15 protein-coding genes are annotated in these 14,879 nt (G+C 71.6%); 11 read left to right on the top strand and 4 right to left on the bottom strand.

The annotated features are described in order from the left end of the window. Window positions 1-101: 101 nt before the first annotated feature. Complete coding sequence (locus QQ657_RS20775) at window positions 102-734, top strand: dihydrofolate reductase family protein (protein ID WP_284743850.1); 633 nt, start codon at window positions 102-104, stop codon at window positions 732-734. A gap of 110 nt (window positions 735-844) precedes the next feature. Here QQ657_RS20775 and QQ657_RS20780 read toward each other — a convergent pair whose 3' ends face one another. Next, window positions 845-1,663, bottom strand: coding sequence for an alpha/beta fold hydrolase (locus tag QQ657_RS20780; RefSeq protein WP_434056761.1), 819 nt, complete (start codon window positions 1,661-1,663; stop codon window positions 845-847). Window positions 1,664-1,761: 98 nt separating this feature from the next. On the opposite strand from QQ657_RS20780, the gene QQ657_RS20785 reads away from it, so the two are divergent. Then, a complete protein-coding gene (locus QQ657_RS20785) occupies window positions 1,762-2,142 on the top strand; it encodes a winged helix-turn-helix transcriptional regulator (RefSeq protein WP_284743852.1) in 381 nt (126 codons plus the stop codon). A 10-nt stretch (window positions 2,143-2,152) separates the two neighbouring features. On the opposite strand, the gene QQ657_RS20790 is transcribed toward QQ657_RS20785, so the two are convergent. Both QQ657_RS20790 and QQ657_RS20795 read right to left on the bottom strand, forming a co-directional pair. Beyond that, window positions 2,153-3,391, bottom strand: coding sequence for a cytochrome P450 family protein (locus QQ657_RS20790; RefSeq protein WP_284743853.1), 1,239 nt, complete (start codon window positions 3,389-3,391; stop codon window positions 2,153-2,155). 130 nt (window positions 3,392-3,521) lie between these two features. Further along, window positions 3,522-4,631, bottom strand: a complete 1,110-nt coding sequence (locus QQ657_RS20795; RefSeq protein ID WP_284743854.1) for an FAD-dependent oxidoreductase — start codon at window positions 4,629-4,631, stop codon at window positions 3,522-3,524. Window positions 4,632-4,699: 68 nt separating this feature from the next. Here QQ657_RS20795 and QQ657_RS20800 point away from each other — a divergent pair, with 68 nt between their 5' ends. The 7 genes from QQ657_RS20800 to QQ657_RS20830 all read left to right on the top strand — a co-directional run bounded on the left by QQ657_RS20800 (window position 4,700) and on the right by QQ657_RS20830 (window position 12,361). Next, entirely contained in the window at window positions 4,700-5,380 is a 681-nt protein-coding gene (locus QQ657_RS20800) for a TetR/AcrR family transcriptional regulator (protein ID WP_284743855.1), read from the top strand. 104 nt (window positions 5,381-5,484) lie between these two features. After that, window positions 5,485-6,126 carry a hypothetical protein gene (locus tag QQ657_RS20805; protein ID WP_284743856.1) on the top strand — a complete coding sequence of 214 codons (642 nt, stop codon included), beginning with the start codon at window positions 5,485-5,487 and terminating at the stop codon, window positions 6,124-6,126. Beyond that, complete coding sequence (locus QQ657_RS20810; RefSeq protein ID WP_284743857.1) at window positions 6,123-7,253, top strand: PrsW family intramembrane metalloprotease; 1,131 nt, start codon at window positions 6,123-6,125, stop codon at window positions 7,251-7,253. The genes QQ657_RS20805 and QQ657_RS20810 overlap by 4 nt, the downstream gene beginning before the upstream one ends. Before the next feature lie 132 nt (window positions 7,254-7,385). Then, a complete protein-coding gene (locus QQ657_RS20815; protein ID WP_284743858.1) occupies window positions 7,386-8,777 on the top strand; it encodes a hypothetical protein in 1,392 nt (463 codons plus the stop codon). Between the two features lie 117 nt (window positions 8,778-8,894). After that, entirely contained in the window at window positions 8,895-9,224 is a 330-nt protein-coding gene (locus QQ657_RS20820; RefSeq protein ID WP_350310692.1) for a YciI family protein, read from the top strand. Between the two features lie 2 nt (window positions 9,225-9,226). Then, window positions 9,227-10,465 (top strand): RNA polymerase sigma factor, encoded by a 1,239-nt coding sequence (locus QQ657_RS20825; RefSeq protein WP_284743962.1) that lies wholly within the window; start codon window positions 9,227-9,229, stop codon window positions 10,463-10,465. Between the two features lie 456 nt (window positions 10,466-10,921). Further along, on the top strand, window positions 10,922-12,361 hold the full coding sequence (locus tag QQ657_RS20830) for an MFS transporter (protein WP_284743860.1): 1,440 nt from the start codon (window positions 10,922-10,924) through the stop codon (window positions 12,359-12,361). 76 nt (window positions 12,362-12,437) lie between these two features. Here QQ657_RS20830 and QQ657_RS20835 read toward each other — a convergent pair whose 3' ends face one another. Next, window positions 12,438-13,193 (bottom strand): ATP-binding protein, encoded by a 756-nt coding sequence (locus QQ657_RS20835; RefSeq protein WP_284743861.1) that lies wholly within the window; start codon window positions 13,191-13,193, stop codon window positions 12,438-12,440. Window positions 13,194-13,486: 293 nt separating this feature from the next. On the opposite strand from QQ657_RS20835, the gene ribB reads away from it, so the two are divergent. Both ribB and QQ657_RS20845 read left to right on the top strand, forming a co-directional pair. Beyond that, entirely contained in the window at window positions 13,487-14,149 is a 663-nt protein-coding gene (gene ribB / locus QQ657_RS20840) for a 3,4-dihydroxy-2-butanone-4-phosphate synthase (RefSeq protein ID WP_284743862.1), read from the top strand. Beyond that, window positions 14,149-14,802 carry an HAD family hydrolase gene (locus QQ657_RS20845; protein ID WP_284743863.1) on the top strand — a complete coding sequence of 218 codons (654 nt, stop codon included), beginning with the start codon at window positions 14,149-14,151 and terminating at the stop codon, window positions 14,800-14,802. The genes ribB and QQ657_RS20845 overlap by 1 nt, the downstream gene beginning before the upstream one ends. Window positions 14,803-14,879 lie beyond the last annotated feature (77 nt).

The following is a 14,879-nucleotide window of genomic DNA, read 5'->3' on the forward strand; positions in this document are numbered from 1 at the left end:
ATCGACCTTATCTATGGAAAGGCATCAGCATTGACATTGGACGGATGAGTCGATCCGTTGCAGGCTCGGTGGCACCACCCGATCACCTGAGGAGCAGCGCCATGAGTCTCGTCCGCGTCCACAGTTTCGCCGTCTCCCTCGACGGTTTCGGCACCGGTGAAGGCCAAAGCGCCGACGCCCACTTCGGACACGCCGGAGAGCGGCTGCACGAATGGATGTTCACCACGCGCTGGTGGCAGCCCGGCGGCAGCGGCGGCATCGACGACGTCTTCGTCCGCCAGCACGACCCGGGGATCGGCGCCGAGATCATGGGCGCGGGCAAGTTCGGCCACCCCGGGTGGCACGAGGACCAGGAGTGGAAGGGGGCGTGGGGCCCGAACCCGCCGTTCCACACACCGGTCTTCGTGCTGACCCACCACGTGCGCCAGCCGATCGAGATGGAGGGCGGCACGACGTTCCACTTCCTCGACGCGTCCCCGGCCGAGGCGCTCGACGTCGCCCGCGAAGCCGCCCAGGGCAAGGACATCCGCCTCGGCGGTGGCGCCACGACGATCCGCGAGTTCCTCAAGGCCGGGCTCGTCGACCACCTGCACGTGGTGATCGTCCCGATCCTGCTGGGCCGCGGTGTGCGCCTGTGGGACGGGCTGGAGGGGGTGGAGAAGGACTACCAGGTGGAGGCGACGTCGTCCCCGAGCGGCGTCACGCACGTGACCTTCACCCGCACGGCCGGCTGAGCGGGAGTCAGCGCACCGCGGTGAACGCCGACGAGGAGGATCGCGACGAGCCGGCCGGCCGGCACGAGTCGGTTTCTCGAGGGGGCACCGAACGTCGTGACGTTTATGGCTCAGCTGCCGGACCTCAGCAGCGGCACCAGGGCGTCCGGGCGGTCCAGCGGGATGATGTGGCCGCAGTCGTCGATGACGTGGGACTCGAGGACATCGGCCACCGGGCGCAGCTGGCGCGCGAGGGTGTCGCCCACCGGGTGGGCGCCGATCGCCGTCGTCGGCACCGTCAGCCGGCTCGCCGCCACCGCCTCCGCGATCTGCGCCGCGCTCTCGGGCATCGCGCGGTAGTGGGCGAACGCGCACCGCAGCGCGTCGCGGCCGGTGTAGGCGGCGATGAACCGGTCCCGGAGCTCGGGTGGCACGCCTCGCCTGCTGCCGACGTCGAGGAACCAGCCGATGTAGTCAGCCTCGTGCCCGGTCAGGACCGTCTCGGCGAGGCCGGGGACGGCGTGGAACCCGAACCACCACGGCGGCCCGCCGGCGAGGAAGTCCTCCGCGCCGGGGAGGCGGCCGAGCAAGGACTCCATGAGGACCAGCCGGTGGACCCGCTCGGGCCGGCGCAGGGCGAGCAGGAACGCGGGCGGCGCACCCGCGTCGATGCCGGCGACCGTCGCGGCCGGTTCGCCGAGGGCGTCGAGGAGGGCTTCGGCGTCCGCGGCGAGGGTGGCGGCGTCGTAACCGCCGTCGGCGCGGGTGGTCGCGCCGAGGCCGCGCAGGTCGGGGGCGATCACACGGTGGTGCGGGGTCAGGTGCGGGATGACCGCGCTCCAGACGCGCCAGGTGTGCGGGAAGCCGTGCAGCAGCAGGAGCGCGGGCCCCCGGCCGCCGACGGCGACGGTGATGTCGATGCCGTTCGCGGTGATCCGGTGTTCGCGCACGCTGCCTCCCGGGGCGGTTACCATTGGTTAGTGGCTAACGATAGGTAACGACCCCGGCCCGGCAAGACGGCACTTCCCCGACAGGTGGTGAGCTCCAGGTGACCCCCTCGCACAAGGGCGCGCGCGGCGACCTCTTCGACCCCGCGTGCCCGACCCGCCGGCTGCTGGACCGGATCGGCACCAAGTGGACGTCGATGGCGGTCAAGGTGCTGGCCGACGCCGGCCCGGCCGAGGTGCGGTTCGCGGAGCTGCAGCGCCGGATGCCGGGGGTGTCCCAGAAGATGTTGTCGGTGACGCTGCAGAGCCTGACGCGCGACGGCCTGGTGGCGCGCCGGGTCGAGCCGACAGTGCCACCGAAGGTCCACTACCGCCTCACCGACCTGGGTCGCTCGCTCGAGGTGCCGCTCGCCGCCCTGCGCATGTGGGCGGAGGAACACATGCCGGCGATCGACCGGGCCAACGCGGCTGCCCGCGACTGAAACCCGGTCGTCAGATCACCGGCTCTCCCACACCGAGCAGAGCCGGAATGGCCGTGTGCCCGTTGGACAAGAACGACGGGACGGTGGTCAGCTCCGCCGGATCCACGGCCAGCCGGAGCCCCGGGAACCGGGCGAAGAGCGCGGGCAGCGCGATGCCGGCTTCGAGACGGGCCAGCGGAGCGCCCATGCAGAAGTGCACGCCGTGCCCGAAAGCCAGATGCTGCTTGTCTTCCCGGGACAGGTCGAACTCGCCGGCCGTTTCGCCGTGCTCGGCCGGATCGCGGCCCGCCGCCGCGTAGGCCGCGAGGATCGCCTCGCCCTTGGCGATGATCGTGCCGTCGTCCAGGGCGATGTCCTCGACCGCGTAGCGCAACGGCAGGTACGGCACCGGTGCCTGCCAGCGCAGCGTTTCCTCGATGACCTCGGCCCACGTGTGGTCGCCGCGCAGGACCGCCGCGAGCTGCTCGGGGTGGGTCAGCAGGGCCGTGACCGCGTGGTCGAGCAGGTTGACGGTGGTTTCGTGGCCCGCCGTGAGCATCAGGATGAGCGTGTCGACCAGCTCGTCGGCGTCGAGGCGGGTGGCGTCTTCGGCTCGCGCCGTGATCAGAGCGCTCGTGAGGTCGTCGGCGGGGTTCGCGGTCTTGTCGGCGACCAGGCCGCGCATGAGCTCGTACAGCTCGAGTGAGTTCGCCTGCGCCTGCTCGGCGGTGACGGTCGTGTCGAAGATGGTGTCCACGACCGAACGCACCGCGTCCCGGCGGTCGGCCGGCACGCCGAAGAGCCGGCAGATCACTTCGACCGGCAACGGGTAGGCGAACTCCTCGCGCAGGTCGACCGGCTCCCCGCCCGCGCGCTCGAGCCGGTCGAGCAGCTCGGTCGTGATCTGCTCGACGTCCGGCCGCATGGCCTCCACCTGGCGCACGGTGAAGGCCTTGGACACCAGGGCCCGCAGCCGCCGGTGGTCGGCGCCGTAGGTGGTGAACATGTTGCGCACCGACACCCAGATCAGCAGCGGCCAGTCTTCGCCGATCCGCCCTTCGCGCAAGGCGGTCCAGTGTGCTCGGGGATCCTTCGACACCCGGGGGTCGGTGAGGAGCTTGCGCAGGGTGGCCGCGTCCGCGACCGCCCAGGCCGGGACGCCGCCGGGCAGTTCGACGAGCCCGGCCAGGCCTTCGGCACGCAGGAGCCGGCCCTCGCCGTGCACGTCCTGGCCGGTCACGTCGAGCCGCAGGACGTTGCCGCTGGTCATCTCGCCTCCCCTTACCCGGTGCCCACCCCGAACCGTAGGCCGTCCTTCCGGTTTTACCAGCGGCACAGGGGATTCCGTCACGGTGGCGGGGGAATCGGCGTCGCGAATAGGGGTGACCCCAGCCCGGCCGTCAGCCGGGTTGGAAGAACGCGAGCAGCCTCCGGGCGGCGTCCGGCGACATCAGCAGTTCCTGCATCTTCGCCGACATCCGGGCGGCGGCGCCGGTGCGTTCGAACATTTCGCTCTCGTATTCCCCGACGGCGGCGGGGAAGTCGCCCGGGTGCGCGGCCAGCGCGAGGCCGAGCAGGGCGCCGTCGATCAGCGCCATGTTGGCACCCTCGCCCACCGGCGGCATCAGGTGCGCGGCGTCGCCCACCAGCGTGACGTCCGGCTTCGACGGCCAGGTCAGGCCGATCGGGAGCGTGGTGAGCGACCGCGGCATGACCGTGTCGTCGCAGGCCGCGATCAGCGCGGTGAACCGCGGGTCCCAGCCGGCGAGCAGTTCGATCAGCCGCGCGCGGGCGCCGGCCGGGTCGTCGAACGGGATCCCGCTGCCGGCGAGCCAGTCCTCGCCGGTGTTGTAGAAGCTGAGGCCGATGCGGACGCGGCCGTCGCCGTTGCGCTGCGCCGAAAGGGATTTCCCCTCGCCGAGCACCCAGTAGTTGCCGCGCCCGACCATCGCCGCCAGGTCGGGGTGCGTGCGGTCGATGTCGGGGATGCCGACCTCGACGACGTTCTGGCCGAGGTGCTCCGGGCGGGCGTCGGTGAGCAGCGCGCGGACCCGGGACTGCGCGCCGTCGGCGCCGACCAGCAGGTCGTACGACGCGCTGCTGCCGTCGGCGAAGTGCACCAGGCCGTCGCCGGCGGACTCGAACGCGTGCCCCCAGCGCACCACGTCCTCCGGGAGGGAGTTGAGCAGCAGATCGCGCAGATCGGCGCGGTCCACCTCGGGACGGGCGAGCGGGGCGTCGTCGGGCGTGTCCTCCTGGAGCAGCAGTGTCCCGTCCGGCTCCAGGAGCCGCATGTCCTGGCCCTCACCACGGGCGATCGCGAAGAACTCGTCGATCAGCCCGGCCTCGCGCAGCGCCTGCTGCCCGGAGTGGATGTCGAGCATGCCGCCCTGGCCGCGCGCTTCGCGCGACGGTTCCCGTTCGTACACGACGGCGTCGATGCCCTTGACGTGCAGCACCCGGGCGAGGGCGAGGCCACCCAGTCCGGCTCCGACGATGGTGATCGTCATGATTCCCCCTTCGATACGGTGTATTGCTCAATACAGTGTATCGAAAGATGCGTTGTACTGTCAGCGCCATGTTGGTGTGGGAACGGCCGGAGCCGCCGGAGCGACCGGCGCCGGCCCCGCTGAGCCGGGAACGCATCGTCCGCGCGGCGATCGGGCTGGCCGACGCGCACGGCCTCGAAGCCGTGTCGCTGCGCAAGGTCGCCGCCGCGCTGGACGTCGGGCCGATGCGGCTCTACGGCTACATCGCCACCAAGGAGGAGCTGCTCGACCTGATGGTCGACGCGGTCTACGCCGAGATCCGGCCGGCCGGCGACGGCTGGCGGGAGGTGCTGACCTCGGTCGCCGAGCTGACCCGGCGCGCCGTGCACCGGCACGAGTGGCTGGCCGACCTGATCGGCGGACGCCCCCAGCTCGGGCCGCACGCGCTGGCCAGGGGCGAGGCCGTATTGGCCGCGCTGGGCGGCGTCGACGTGGACATCGTCATGCCGGTGGTCACCGCGGTCGACGCGTACGTGATCGGCACGGTGCGCCGCGAGATCGCCGAGCGGCGCGCGGAGCGGGCCTCCGGGATGAACCAGCGGCAGTGGCAGGCCGCCTACGGGCCTTACCTCGAGCGCACTTTCGCGACCGGCCGCTACCCCGCGCTGGAGACGGTCATCCGCGACGCGGCCCACTTGGACGCCGAGGAGACCTTCCGGACCGGTCTCGGCTTCCTCCTCGACGGCATCGGCGCCGGCATCCCGGACTGAGGCACCCGCTCGCTGTCCACTGAGGACGGCCGGGCGCGGCGAAAAGGTGCGGATCGCGGAGGTGCGTGCTTACAGTCCTCCTTCACAGGAGAGAGGGGCAGCCGGTGTCCGTCAGCACGCAGGAGCCGCCGCGGGGGTGGGTCCCGGTGGAGCACCGGTTCCTCGGTCTCGACCGGCGGACGTTCAAGCCGGCCCTGATCGCCCTCGGGATCGCGCTGGTGCTGGGCTATGGGCTGCCCGCGCTCAACGCCGCCATCCCGTGGCACAACGAAATCCGGGCCGGGGACGTGCTGGACCTCGGCGCCGGCGCGACCGCCGTCCCGCCGGTGGGCTGGCAGCTCGAGAACGGCACCCTCACCGGATCCGCCGCACCGGCGACCCCGGCGAGCCTGCAGGTCACCCTGGCGACCGGCGGCGCGACGATCGACCTGCGCGGCGCGCCCTACACCGGTTCGGCGGCGGCCTTCCTCGACCAGGTCGAACGGTCGGAGGGCGACGCGCCGGGCGTCGACGCGGCGCGGGGCACGGTGACGACCACGAGCGGCCTGACCGGCGTCGTGCAGGCCGGCACCGGGCCGGGCGGGGACGCGCTCGACGTCGCGTTCAAGGTGCCCGCGGCCGGGCAGCCCGCCGATGCCGCGCCCGCGTTGCTGGTGCGGGTGCGCACCGCGCCGGACCAGTTCGAACACCACCGCGACGCCGTGACGGCGTTCGTCCGCAGCATCGCCCCGGGCGCGGGCCGGTGACCGGCAAGGCGGCCCAGCTGGCCGCGATCGAAGAATCAGGCTGGGGCCTGCCTTTCCGGTTCTTCCAGCCGCACAACCTGGCCTTCTGGGTGTACCTGCTCGGCGTGGGCGGGGGAGCGCTGGCGATCGTGCGGTACTTCGGTTCCAGCAGCTTCTACACGCCCGCGCTGACCGGCGGCGTGCTGCTGTTCGGGCTCTACCTGGTGCCGTGGTCGCTGGTGCTGCGCCGGCAGAACCGCTACACCGCGCAGCCCGCCGGGCTGCTCGCGGCCGGGTTCGCCTGGGGTGGCGTCGCGGCGGCGTTCTGGATCGCGCTCCCGGCGAACACCGCGCTGCTGGAGATCTGGACGAAGGCGGGCGGCACCGCGTTCGCGCAGAACTGGGCCGCGGGGCTCACCGCCCCCATCAACGAGGAATGGAGCAAGGCGCTCGGGCTCGTCCTGTTGATCGGGCTCGCGCCACGGCTGGTGCGCAGCGCCTACGACGGCTTCATCATCGGCGCCGCCATCGGCCTGGGCTTCCAGGTCTTCGAAGACGTCCTCTACGTCTACAACGGCGCGGCCCAGACCTTCGGCGCGGACCAGCTCGTCACGTCCGTCCAGGTGTTCCTGGTCCGCGGCGCGTCGGGGATCGTGTCGCACGCCCTGTTCAGCGCCCTCTTCTGCACGGGCCTGATGTGGGTGCTGGGCCGGGCCCCCGGGGAGCGCCGGGTCGTGCTCGGACTGGTGACCATGCTGACGGCCATGGTGTTCCACTTCGCCTGGGACGACATGAACGGCCTCGGCGGCAACGGGCCGCTGACCGTGGTGCTGCCGTTCGTGATCGCGGCCGTCGAGCTCGTCACGCTGTTCGCCGTGCTGCGCCGGGCCGCCCGGCTGGAGCGCCGCTGGATGCGGGACCTGCTCGGGCCGGAGGCCGAAGCCGGCGTGCTCGAGCCGGCTCTGCTCGACGCCGTCAGCGGGCTGCGCGGGAACCGCAAGGCCTTCCGCAAGCACGTGCGCAGCCGCCGCCGGGCGCGGCACCTCGTCGAAGCGGCGGGCGACCTCGCCCGGGAGATCGCCCGGGCCGGCGGCCGGGAAACCCCTCGGGTCGCGCATGCTCGGGCCGAAGTCGCGCGGCTCGGCTGACGGGTCTCCGAGCCTCCAGAACGCATGAGGCGCGGGAAAGGTTGCCGTACCGCTCCCGCGGAACATTCCGCTCTCCCCGGACGTCCGGGCCGGTCTAGATTCGTCCGGACAACCCAAAAGGGGGAAGAAACCATGCCTACTGGCAGATTCGTGCGGTCGGCCTGCGCGCTGACCGCGGCACTCGTCATGGCGGGGATGGCCGCCGCGCCCGCGTCGGCCGCCTCCGGCCCGAACCTCAAGGTCACCGTCGTCGCGCAGCAGGGCCGCTGGCTGTCCGGCGACACCGTCGCGCTCGACGTGACGGTGAGCAACATCGGGGACGCCGTCGCCTTCGGCACGATCGGTACCGCCTACACGGAGTCCGGGACGCCGTTGTGGATCGACCGGAGCCAATGGGGTGACCTCGCGGACGGCGGCACCGGCGCGCCCGTCGCGCAAGGGGAGACCCGGACCTTCCACCTGACCGGGCAGCTGGGCACGTTCTCCGGCGATTCGGTCGTGCACGTCGAGGTGTCCACCGGGCAGGACGTCGACTACAGCGACAACATCCAGCGCGTCACCCTGCCGATGGCGCGGGGCACCGAGCGGGTCGCGGGCGTGCTGTACGGGGACGCGAACGGCGACGGCAAGCCGTCCGCGGGCGAGGCGCTGGCCGGCGCCGAGGCGCACTTCATCGGCGTCGGGACGACGTCGGACATGGTCTCCGTCACCGACACTACGGGCCACTTCTCCTTCGACAACCTCCCGCTGAGCCGGTACGCCTACGTGTCGTTCCAGAAGGTGCCCGGCGGCTGGGTCGACCAGCCCGTCGGCGAGATGCGCCTGGACGGGCGCGGGGCCTACACGGCGCTCGAAGTGCGGGCCGTCCGGCCGCTGTCCGACGTGCTGCACGAGACGATCACGCTGGACAAGACGACCTACGCTGCCGGGGACACCGGCAAGGTGACGGTCACGCTGTCCAACTCCGGCACCCAGCCGCTGACCGGCCTCTACCTCGGCTGCGACGCCGGCGCCTTCGGCTCGGAGCTGGCGGTGACCGACGACCAGTGGGGCGCGTTCGACTACCGGCGGCACGAGGGCACCCTGGCCGCGGGACAGCGGATCGTCCTCACGGCGCAGGGCAAGGTGCCCGACAAGGCCGCCTACACCGGCACGACCGGGCTCGACTGCACCGCCAGTGACGGTCATTCCGGCGGTGCCCCGTACGTCTTGGCCACCGCCAAGGTGCCTGGCATGCGGGCCGACTCCCACGGACAGGTCTGGCTCGACAAGAACGGCAACAGCACGCTGGACGCCGACGAAGGCCTGGCGAACCGGAACCTGGTGCTGCTCGAGGACGGGAACATCCGCGCCTACGCCAGGACCGACGCCAACGGCTACGCGACCTTCAAGAACATGCCGGTCGGCACCTACCAGCTGCGGGTGCTCGGCCCGTGGAAGCCGGCGCCGTTCGAGGGCGACCTCGGTGTCTTCGCTCCGCCCTACGGCGGCGGCGAGTGGCACGTGCAGTTCGTCGCCAGCTGATCAGTGAGCGTTCCGGACGGCTCTGAACCGTCCGGAACGCTCACCGGGGCGGGCGAGCGGCAGGTGCCGGGCAGTGGCATCCTGACCGCGGTCCCGACTCCAGAGGAGATGTTCCGGATGCAGTTCCTGCTTTCCGTGGTCCACGACCGGCCCAGCGTCGCCGACCCGGTCGAGGAAGCGGCGATCGACGAGTTCAACGACCGGCTCAAGGCCGGCGGCAACTGGGTCTTCGCCGGTGGGCTCGGCACACCCGACAACGCCACCGTCATCGACAACCGCGGCAAGCAGGCGGTGATCACCGACGGCCCGTTCGTGGAGTCGAAGGAGTACCTCGCCGGCTTCTGGATCGTCGAAGCACCCTCGTTCGACGTCGCGGTCAAGCTCGCGACCGAGGGGTCGGAGGCGTGCAACCGGAAGATCGAGGTCCGGCCGTTCCTGGACGAGTGAGCGTGCTCGACGCCCGCGAGGCCGTCACCCGCGCCCACCGCGAGGAATGGGCCCGCGTGGTCGCCGCACTGGCCCGGCGCTTCGGCGATCTCGACATCGCCGAGGAAGCGGCCGCCGAGGCGTTCGCGACGGCCGTCGAGCGGTGGCCGGCCGACGGCGTGCCGCCCAACCCCGGTGCCTGGCTGACCACGACCGCGCAGCGCAAGGCCATCGACCGGATCCGGCGCGAGAACAAGCGCGACGACAAGCAGAAGGAAGCCGGGCTGGCGCACGACGACAGCCCGCCCGAGCCGCTCGGCGCCGTCGACGACGACCGGCTGCGGCTCATCTTCACCTGCTGCCACCCGGCGCTGGCGATGGAATCCCGCCTGGCGCTGACGTTGCGGATGGTCGGCGGCTTGACCATGCCCGAGATCGCCCGCGCCTTCCTGGTGGCCGAGAGCACCATGGGACAGCGGATCACCCGCGCGAAAGCCAAGATCAAGGCGGCGGGCATCCCGTATCGCGTGCCGTCTCCCGAGGACCTCCCGGAACGCGTCTCCGGCGTGCTCGCGGTCCTGTTCCTCGTGTTCAACGAGGGCTACCTGGCCACCGGCCCCGACACCGATCCGGTGCGGCACGACCTGACCGCCGAGGCGATCCGGCTCACCCGCCTGATCCGGGTCCTCCTGCCGGACGACGGCGAGGCGGCCGGGCTGCTGGCGCTGATGCTGCTCATCGAGGCCCGCCACCCGGCCCGCGTCTCGGCCGACGGCGAGCTGGTTCCCCTGGCCGGGCAGAACCGGGCGGCCTGGGACGCGACGCTGATCGCCGAGGGCCACCGGCTGGTGCGCGAGCGGCTCGCCGCCGGCGTTGCTCCGGGCCGCTACCAGATCCTCGCGGCGATCAACGCCGTGCACACGTCCGCCCGCACCATCGGCGACACCGACTGGTCACAGGTCCTCGCCCTCTACGACCAGCTCGTCCGCCTCGACCCCTCGCCGACGATCGCCCTCAACCGCGCGATCGCGGTCGCCGAGCTCGACGGCCCGGACGTCGCGCTGGCGGCCATCGACGGGCTCGAGGACAGCTTGGCCGGCTACCACGCTTTTCACACGACCCGCGCCGAACTGCTGCGCCGGGCGGGCCGGAACGACCAGGCGCGTGCGGCTTACGACCGGGCCATCGAACTGGCCGGCAACACCGCCGAGACCGCCTATCTGACCCGCCGTCGCGACGAGCTGGGCTTGTCCACCAAGTGATCTGGCTGCGGTCCGGTTGGATTGTGGACGTGGTTGGTCGCGGTGAGTCGGACAAGGGTTGGGCGGTGATCGAGCCGCTGCTGCCCTCGACGGAGAAGGACTCGGCGGTCCCGGCCTAGCCGGAATCCCACCGGAATCCGCGCACTGCCGGCCCGCGAGTGCCGGAAATGTCGGCTACAGCCAGCGCCGCGGTGAGTGCAGTGCGTACAACTTGCGCAACTTCGAAGGTGCAGTGCCCGACGTCCTTCGGAACGATGAACACCTGCCCTGCTCGAGGTCGACGTCTCCGGGTCGCAATTGGCTCGCCGGTGTTGTCGAGAGTGTGTCAGACGAACTCGCACCTGACGTTCCGGAAATTTTTCGAATGCGGTGTCGGATCGAGCCAGGGGTGTTCGTAGTACGGATGAGAGGTCGCCCAGAAGGGGCGCCCCGACAGAGCCGAGAAGGACGTTCCTCATGACAACCGTGAAGGAGCCGGGCGCGGTCGCCACAAGCCGCTCCAGCCGCCTGATGTGGGCGATCCTGGGGGTGGTGCTGCTTGCCGACGCCCTCGACGTGATCGATGCAACAGTTACGAACATCGCCGCTCCGACCATCGCCGCCGAGCTCGGCGGTGGGGAGAGCCTGATCAAGTGGTTGGGCCCGGCGTACATGCTCGCCATGGGTGTCCTGCTCGTGGTCGGTGGCCGGCTGGGCGACAAGTTCGGCCAGCGCAGGCTTTTCCTGATCGGCGTGGCCGGGTTCACCCTGGCGTCCGCGGTCGCCGGGTTCGCGCCCGACCCGGCTCTGCTCATCGTCGCCCGGGTCGCGCAGGGAGCGTTCGGTGCGCTGCTGATTCCGCAGGGCATGGCGATCATGACGAAGAATTTCGATCGTGAAATGCTCGGCAAGGCGTTCGGTCTGTTCGGACCCGTTCTCGGTATTTCCAGTGTGGCCGGCCCGGTCCTCGCCGGTTTCATCATCAGCGCCGACATTTTCGGCCTGACCTGGCGCCCGATTTTCCTCCTGAACCTCGTGCTGGGCGTCATCGGGCTGATCGTGGCCGTCAAGGTCCTGCCGCGTGACGACGACGGCGACCGCTCCACCGTCGTCGACGGCTGGGGTTCCGGCCTGCTCGCGGTGACGATGCTCGGGCTGCTGTACGGCCTGATCGAGGGCTCGACCAACGGCTGGGGCGTCATCCCGGTCGTCTCGATCGTCGTCGGTGTCCTGTTCTTCGCCGGCTTCGCCTACCGCCAGCGCACCGCGGCCGACCCGCTGATCATGCCGTCGCTCATGAAGAACCGGGGCTTCACCTCCGGCATGCTCGTCGGCCTGGCCGCGTTCGCCGCCGGTACCGGCCTGATCTTCGTGCTGTCGCTGTTCCTGCAGGAGGGTCTGCACGCCAGTGCCCGGACGGCTTCGCTCGGCCTGGTGCCGCTCACCCTGGGGCTCATCGCCGCCGGGTTCGCGGCCATGGGCGGCATGGTCGCCAAGCTCGGCCGCCGGCTCGTCTTCATCGGCCTGACCGTCACGTTCGTCGGCTGCGCCGCGGTCTTGGCGCTGGTCGAGGCCTACGGGACGGACGTCAGCATCTGGGCGCTGGCCCCGGCGCTGCTCGTGATCGGCGTCGGCATCGGGTTCAGCTTCTCGACGATCCCGACGGTGGCCCTGGGCGACGCGAGGCCCGAAGAAGCGGGCAGCGCGAGCGGTTCGCTCAGCTCGATCCAGCAGCTGGCGTCGGCCATCGGCTCCGCCGTGGTCACGTCGATCTTCTTCCAGTCGGCCGGCACCGGGCTGGCCCACGCGATGAACGTGACGCTGATCGTGGTCCTCGCGGTCACGGCGCTCAGCATCCCGATCGTGACGCTCATGCCCCGCAAGGCGCCGGCGGGCCCGCCCCCGCCCCCGGAGTGAGTCACCTTTTCCGGAAAAAGGCCGGCCGACGTGGTGCCCACCCGCCGGCCGGCCATTTTCGTGGCCGGAGGGCGGGTCAGGCGGTCGGCGCCCGGGGCAGCCGGAGGACGGCCCAGACCACCTTGCCGCCGGAGTGCGTCCGGGACCAGCCGGTCGCGTGCGCGAGGTGGGCGACGAGCTGCAGCCCGCTGCCCGGTTCCGGCGTCTGCGGGCCCGGCCGGGGCAGCGAGACGGCTCGGGTGTCGTCATCGGCGACCGCGACGGTCAGCCGGTCCAGCCGCCATTCGAGGCGAAGGCGCGCCGGTGACCGGGCGTGTTCCGCGGCGTTTTCCACCAGCTCGCCGGCCACGGTGGCGGCCGGCGCCGTCAGCGGCTCGACGCCCCAGTTGTGGCAGGTGTCGGTGACGAACCGCGTCGCCGCGCGCACGCTCAACGGCGAGGACGGCAACCACAGCTCGGCACGGCGGCGAGGCGGTGGCGCGCCGAGGTTGTCCAGCGCGGCGAGCACCGTGGGCTCGACCGCGACGAAGCGCCGCATCGGACCACGCCACGACAGCGCCGCGTGCGCCGGTCCGGGAACCACGACCAGCCGCATCGTCGACCATTGCGTGATGCGCAGCCACACCGTGATGAAGACGCTGGCGAGGTAGTCACTGGTGATCTCGAGCCTGCCGAGATCCACGATCACCGCGCGAGGCTGGTCCGCCGCGCACTTGAGCAGTACGTCACGCAGTTCCGGATAGGTGCGAATGTCCAGTACGCCTGCCGGCCGGACGATCGTCGCCCCTTGCAGTTCGGACAGTTCACAGCTGAGCGGGCTGTCCGCATCCATGCCGAAGGGTCGCCGCCTCTGATTGGTCGAGCCCGGATCGCGCCCAGAACGGTCGAGATTACGCCTGGACGAGCGACGACAATAGCGAGAGACGTCAGGTCCACACGATTCGGTGAATGTGGATAAAGAATCACGGAAAACGGCCGAGTGATCACAAGATCGAGTGAGGTTGGGCGAACCGGCGCGCGCCGAGCCGGGAGACCGGGCCCGGACACGGTTGACTGCACCGGATCCCAGCCCCGGCAAGTGCTGTGCCGCCGGGGAAACCCCTTCCTGTCCCGAGAGGACGAACGATGACCTTCGCCGTGCCCGAACAGGTCCGCCGCGACCGGATGCCCGAGCTGGACACCGTGCGGGCCGCGATCACCGACATCGGTTCGGGGCGGCCGGTCATCGTGGTCGACGACGAGGAGCGCGAGAACGAAGGCGACCTCATCATGGCCGCCGAACACGCCACGGCCCACGCGCTCGCCTTCTACGTGCGCCACACCAGCGGGCTGATCTGCGCGCCGATGGACCCGGAGACGGCCGACCGGCTGCGGCTGCGGCTGATGGTGCAGGACAACGAAGATCCGGAAGGCACGGCCTACACGGTGTCGGTGGACGCGGCCGACGGCATCGAGTCGGGGATTTCGGCGGCCGACCGCGCGCACACGCTGCGGCTGCTCGCCGGGCCCGCCACCACCGCGACGATGCTGCGCCGGCCCGGGCACGTGTTCCCGCTGCGGGCCCGCGCCGGCGGCCTCGCCGAGCGGCGCGGGCACACCGAGGCGGCGGTGGAGCTGATGCGCCTGTGCGGCCTGGCGCCGGTCGCGGTGATCAGCGAGGTCTGCGACGACGACGGCGGCGTCGCCCGGCTGCCCCAGCTGCGTACCCTGGCCGACCGGCACTGGCTGAAGATCGTGTCCGTCGAGCAGATCGCCGCGTTCGCCCGCCAGGCCGAGGTCGCCGGCTGATGCCGGTTGCCACCGTCTTCGACCTGGACGAGACGCTGGTCGACAGCTCCGCGTCGTGGCAGCGCGTCCTCGGCACCGTCGCCGCGCGCCACGGCTACGCGTGGACACCGGCGGACTGGGCCGCGATCCAGGGCACCAGCACCGCCCACTGGAGCACCTACCTCGCTCGACGCAGCCGGAACGTGACACCCGAGGCCGTGGTGGGCGAGTGCGTCGACGGCATGGTCGAGGCGATCCGCGACGGTCGCGTCGGCCTGCTGCCCGGCGCCGCGGACCTCGTGGCGGCCGCGGCCGCGCTGGGCCCGGCCGGCCTGGTCTCGGCGTCGCCCCGGCGTTACCTCGACTCGGCGGTCACCGCGTTCGGGCTCGTCGCCCACCTGCGCGTGACGGTCGCCGGCGAGGACGTCGAGCGGGGCAAACCCGCCCCGGACCCGTACCTGCTCGCCGCGCGGCTGCTCGGCGTGGCACCGGCGGACTGCGTCGCGGTGGAGGACTCCGCGTCCGGGATCCGCTCGGCGCACGCGGCCGGCATGACCGTGCTCGCCATTCCCAACGCCGCCACCGCGCAGGACTTCGCCACGCTGGAGCTCGCCCACCACCACGCCGCCGATGCCCGGATCGCGGCGAAGACCCTCGGCACGCTGGCCGGCTGAAGGGGCGCGAGGTGCCGATGGAGGATCCCGGACGGCCAGCGTCCCGAATCCTCCATCGGCGCGACTCCGAAGGCCAC

It is taken from the genome of Amycolatopsis ponsaeliensis, assembly GCF_030182635.1.
Classification (GTDB): Bacteria; Actinomycetota; Actinomycetes; order Mycobacteriales; family Pseudonocardiaceae; genus Amycolatopsis; species Amycolatopsis ponsaeliensis.

Excerpts from the sequence above, each read along its gene's own strand:
- QQ657_RS20820 (WP_350310692.1), top strand. The coding sequence starts at position 8,895 with ATGCAGTTCCTGCTTTCCGTGGTCCACGACCGGCCCAGCGTCGCCGAC.
- QQ657_RS20775 (WP_284743850.1), top strand. The coding sequence starts at position 102 with ATGAGTCTCGTCCGCGTCCACAGTTTCGCCGTCTCCCTCGACGGTTTC.
- QQ657_RS20800 (WP_284743855.1), top strand. The coding sequence starts at position 4,700 with ATGTTGGTGTGGGAACGGCCGGAGCCGCCGGAGCGACCGGCGCCGGCC.
- QQ657_RS20830 (WP_284743860.1), top strand. The coding sequence starts at position 10,922 with ATGACAACCGTGAAGGAGCCGGGCGCGGTCGCCACAAGCCGCTCCAGC.
- QQ657_RS20845 (WP_284743863.1), top strand. The coding sequence starts at position 14,149 with ATGCCGGTTGCCACCGTCTTCGACCTGGACGAGACGCTGGTCGACAGC.
- QQ657_RS20815 (WP_284743858.1), top strand. The coding sequence starts at position 7,386 with ATGCCTACTGGCAGATTCGTGCGGTCGGCCTGCGCGCTGACCGCGGCA.
- ribB (WP_284743862.1), top strand. The coding sequence starts at position 13,487 with ATGACCTTCGCCGTGCCCGAACAGGTCCGCCGCGACCGGATGCCCGAG.
- QQ657_RS20790 (WP_284743853.1), bottom strand. The coding sequence starts at position 3,391 with ATGACCAGCGGCAACGTCCTGCGGCTCGACGTGACCGGCCAGGACGTG.
- QQ657_RS20835 (WP_284743861.1), bottom strand. The coding sequence starts at position 13,193 with ATGGATGCGGACAGCCCGCTCAGCTGTGAACTGTCCGAACTGCAAGGG.
- QQ657_RS20795 (WP_284743854.1), bottom strand. The coding sequence starts at position 4,631 with ATGACGATCACCATCGTCGGAGCCGGACTGGGTGGCCTCGCCCTCGCC.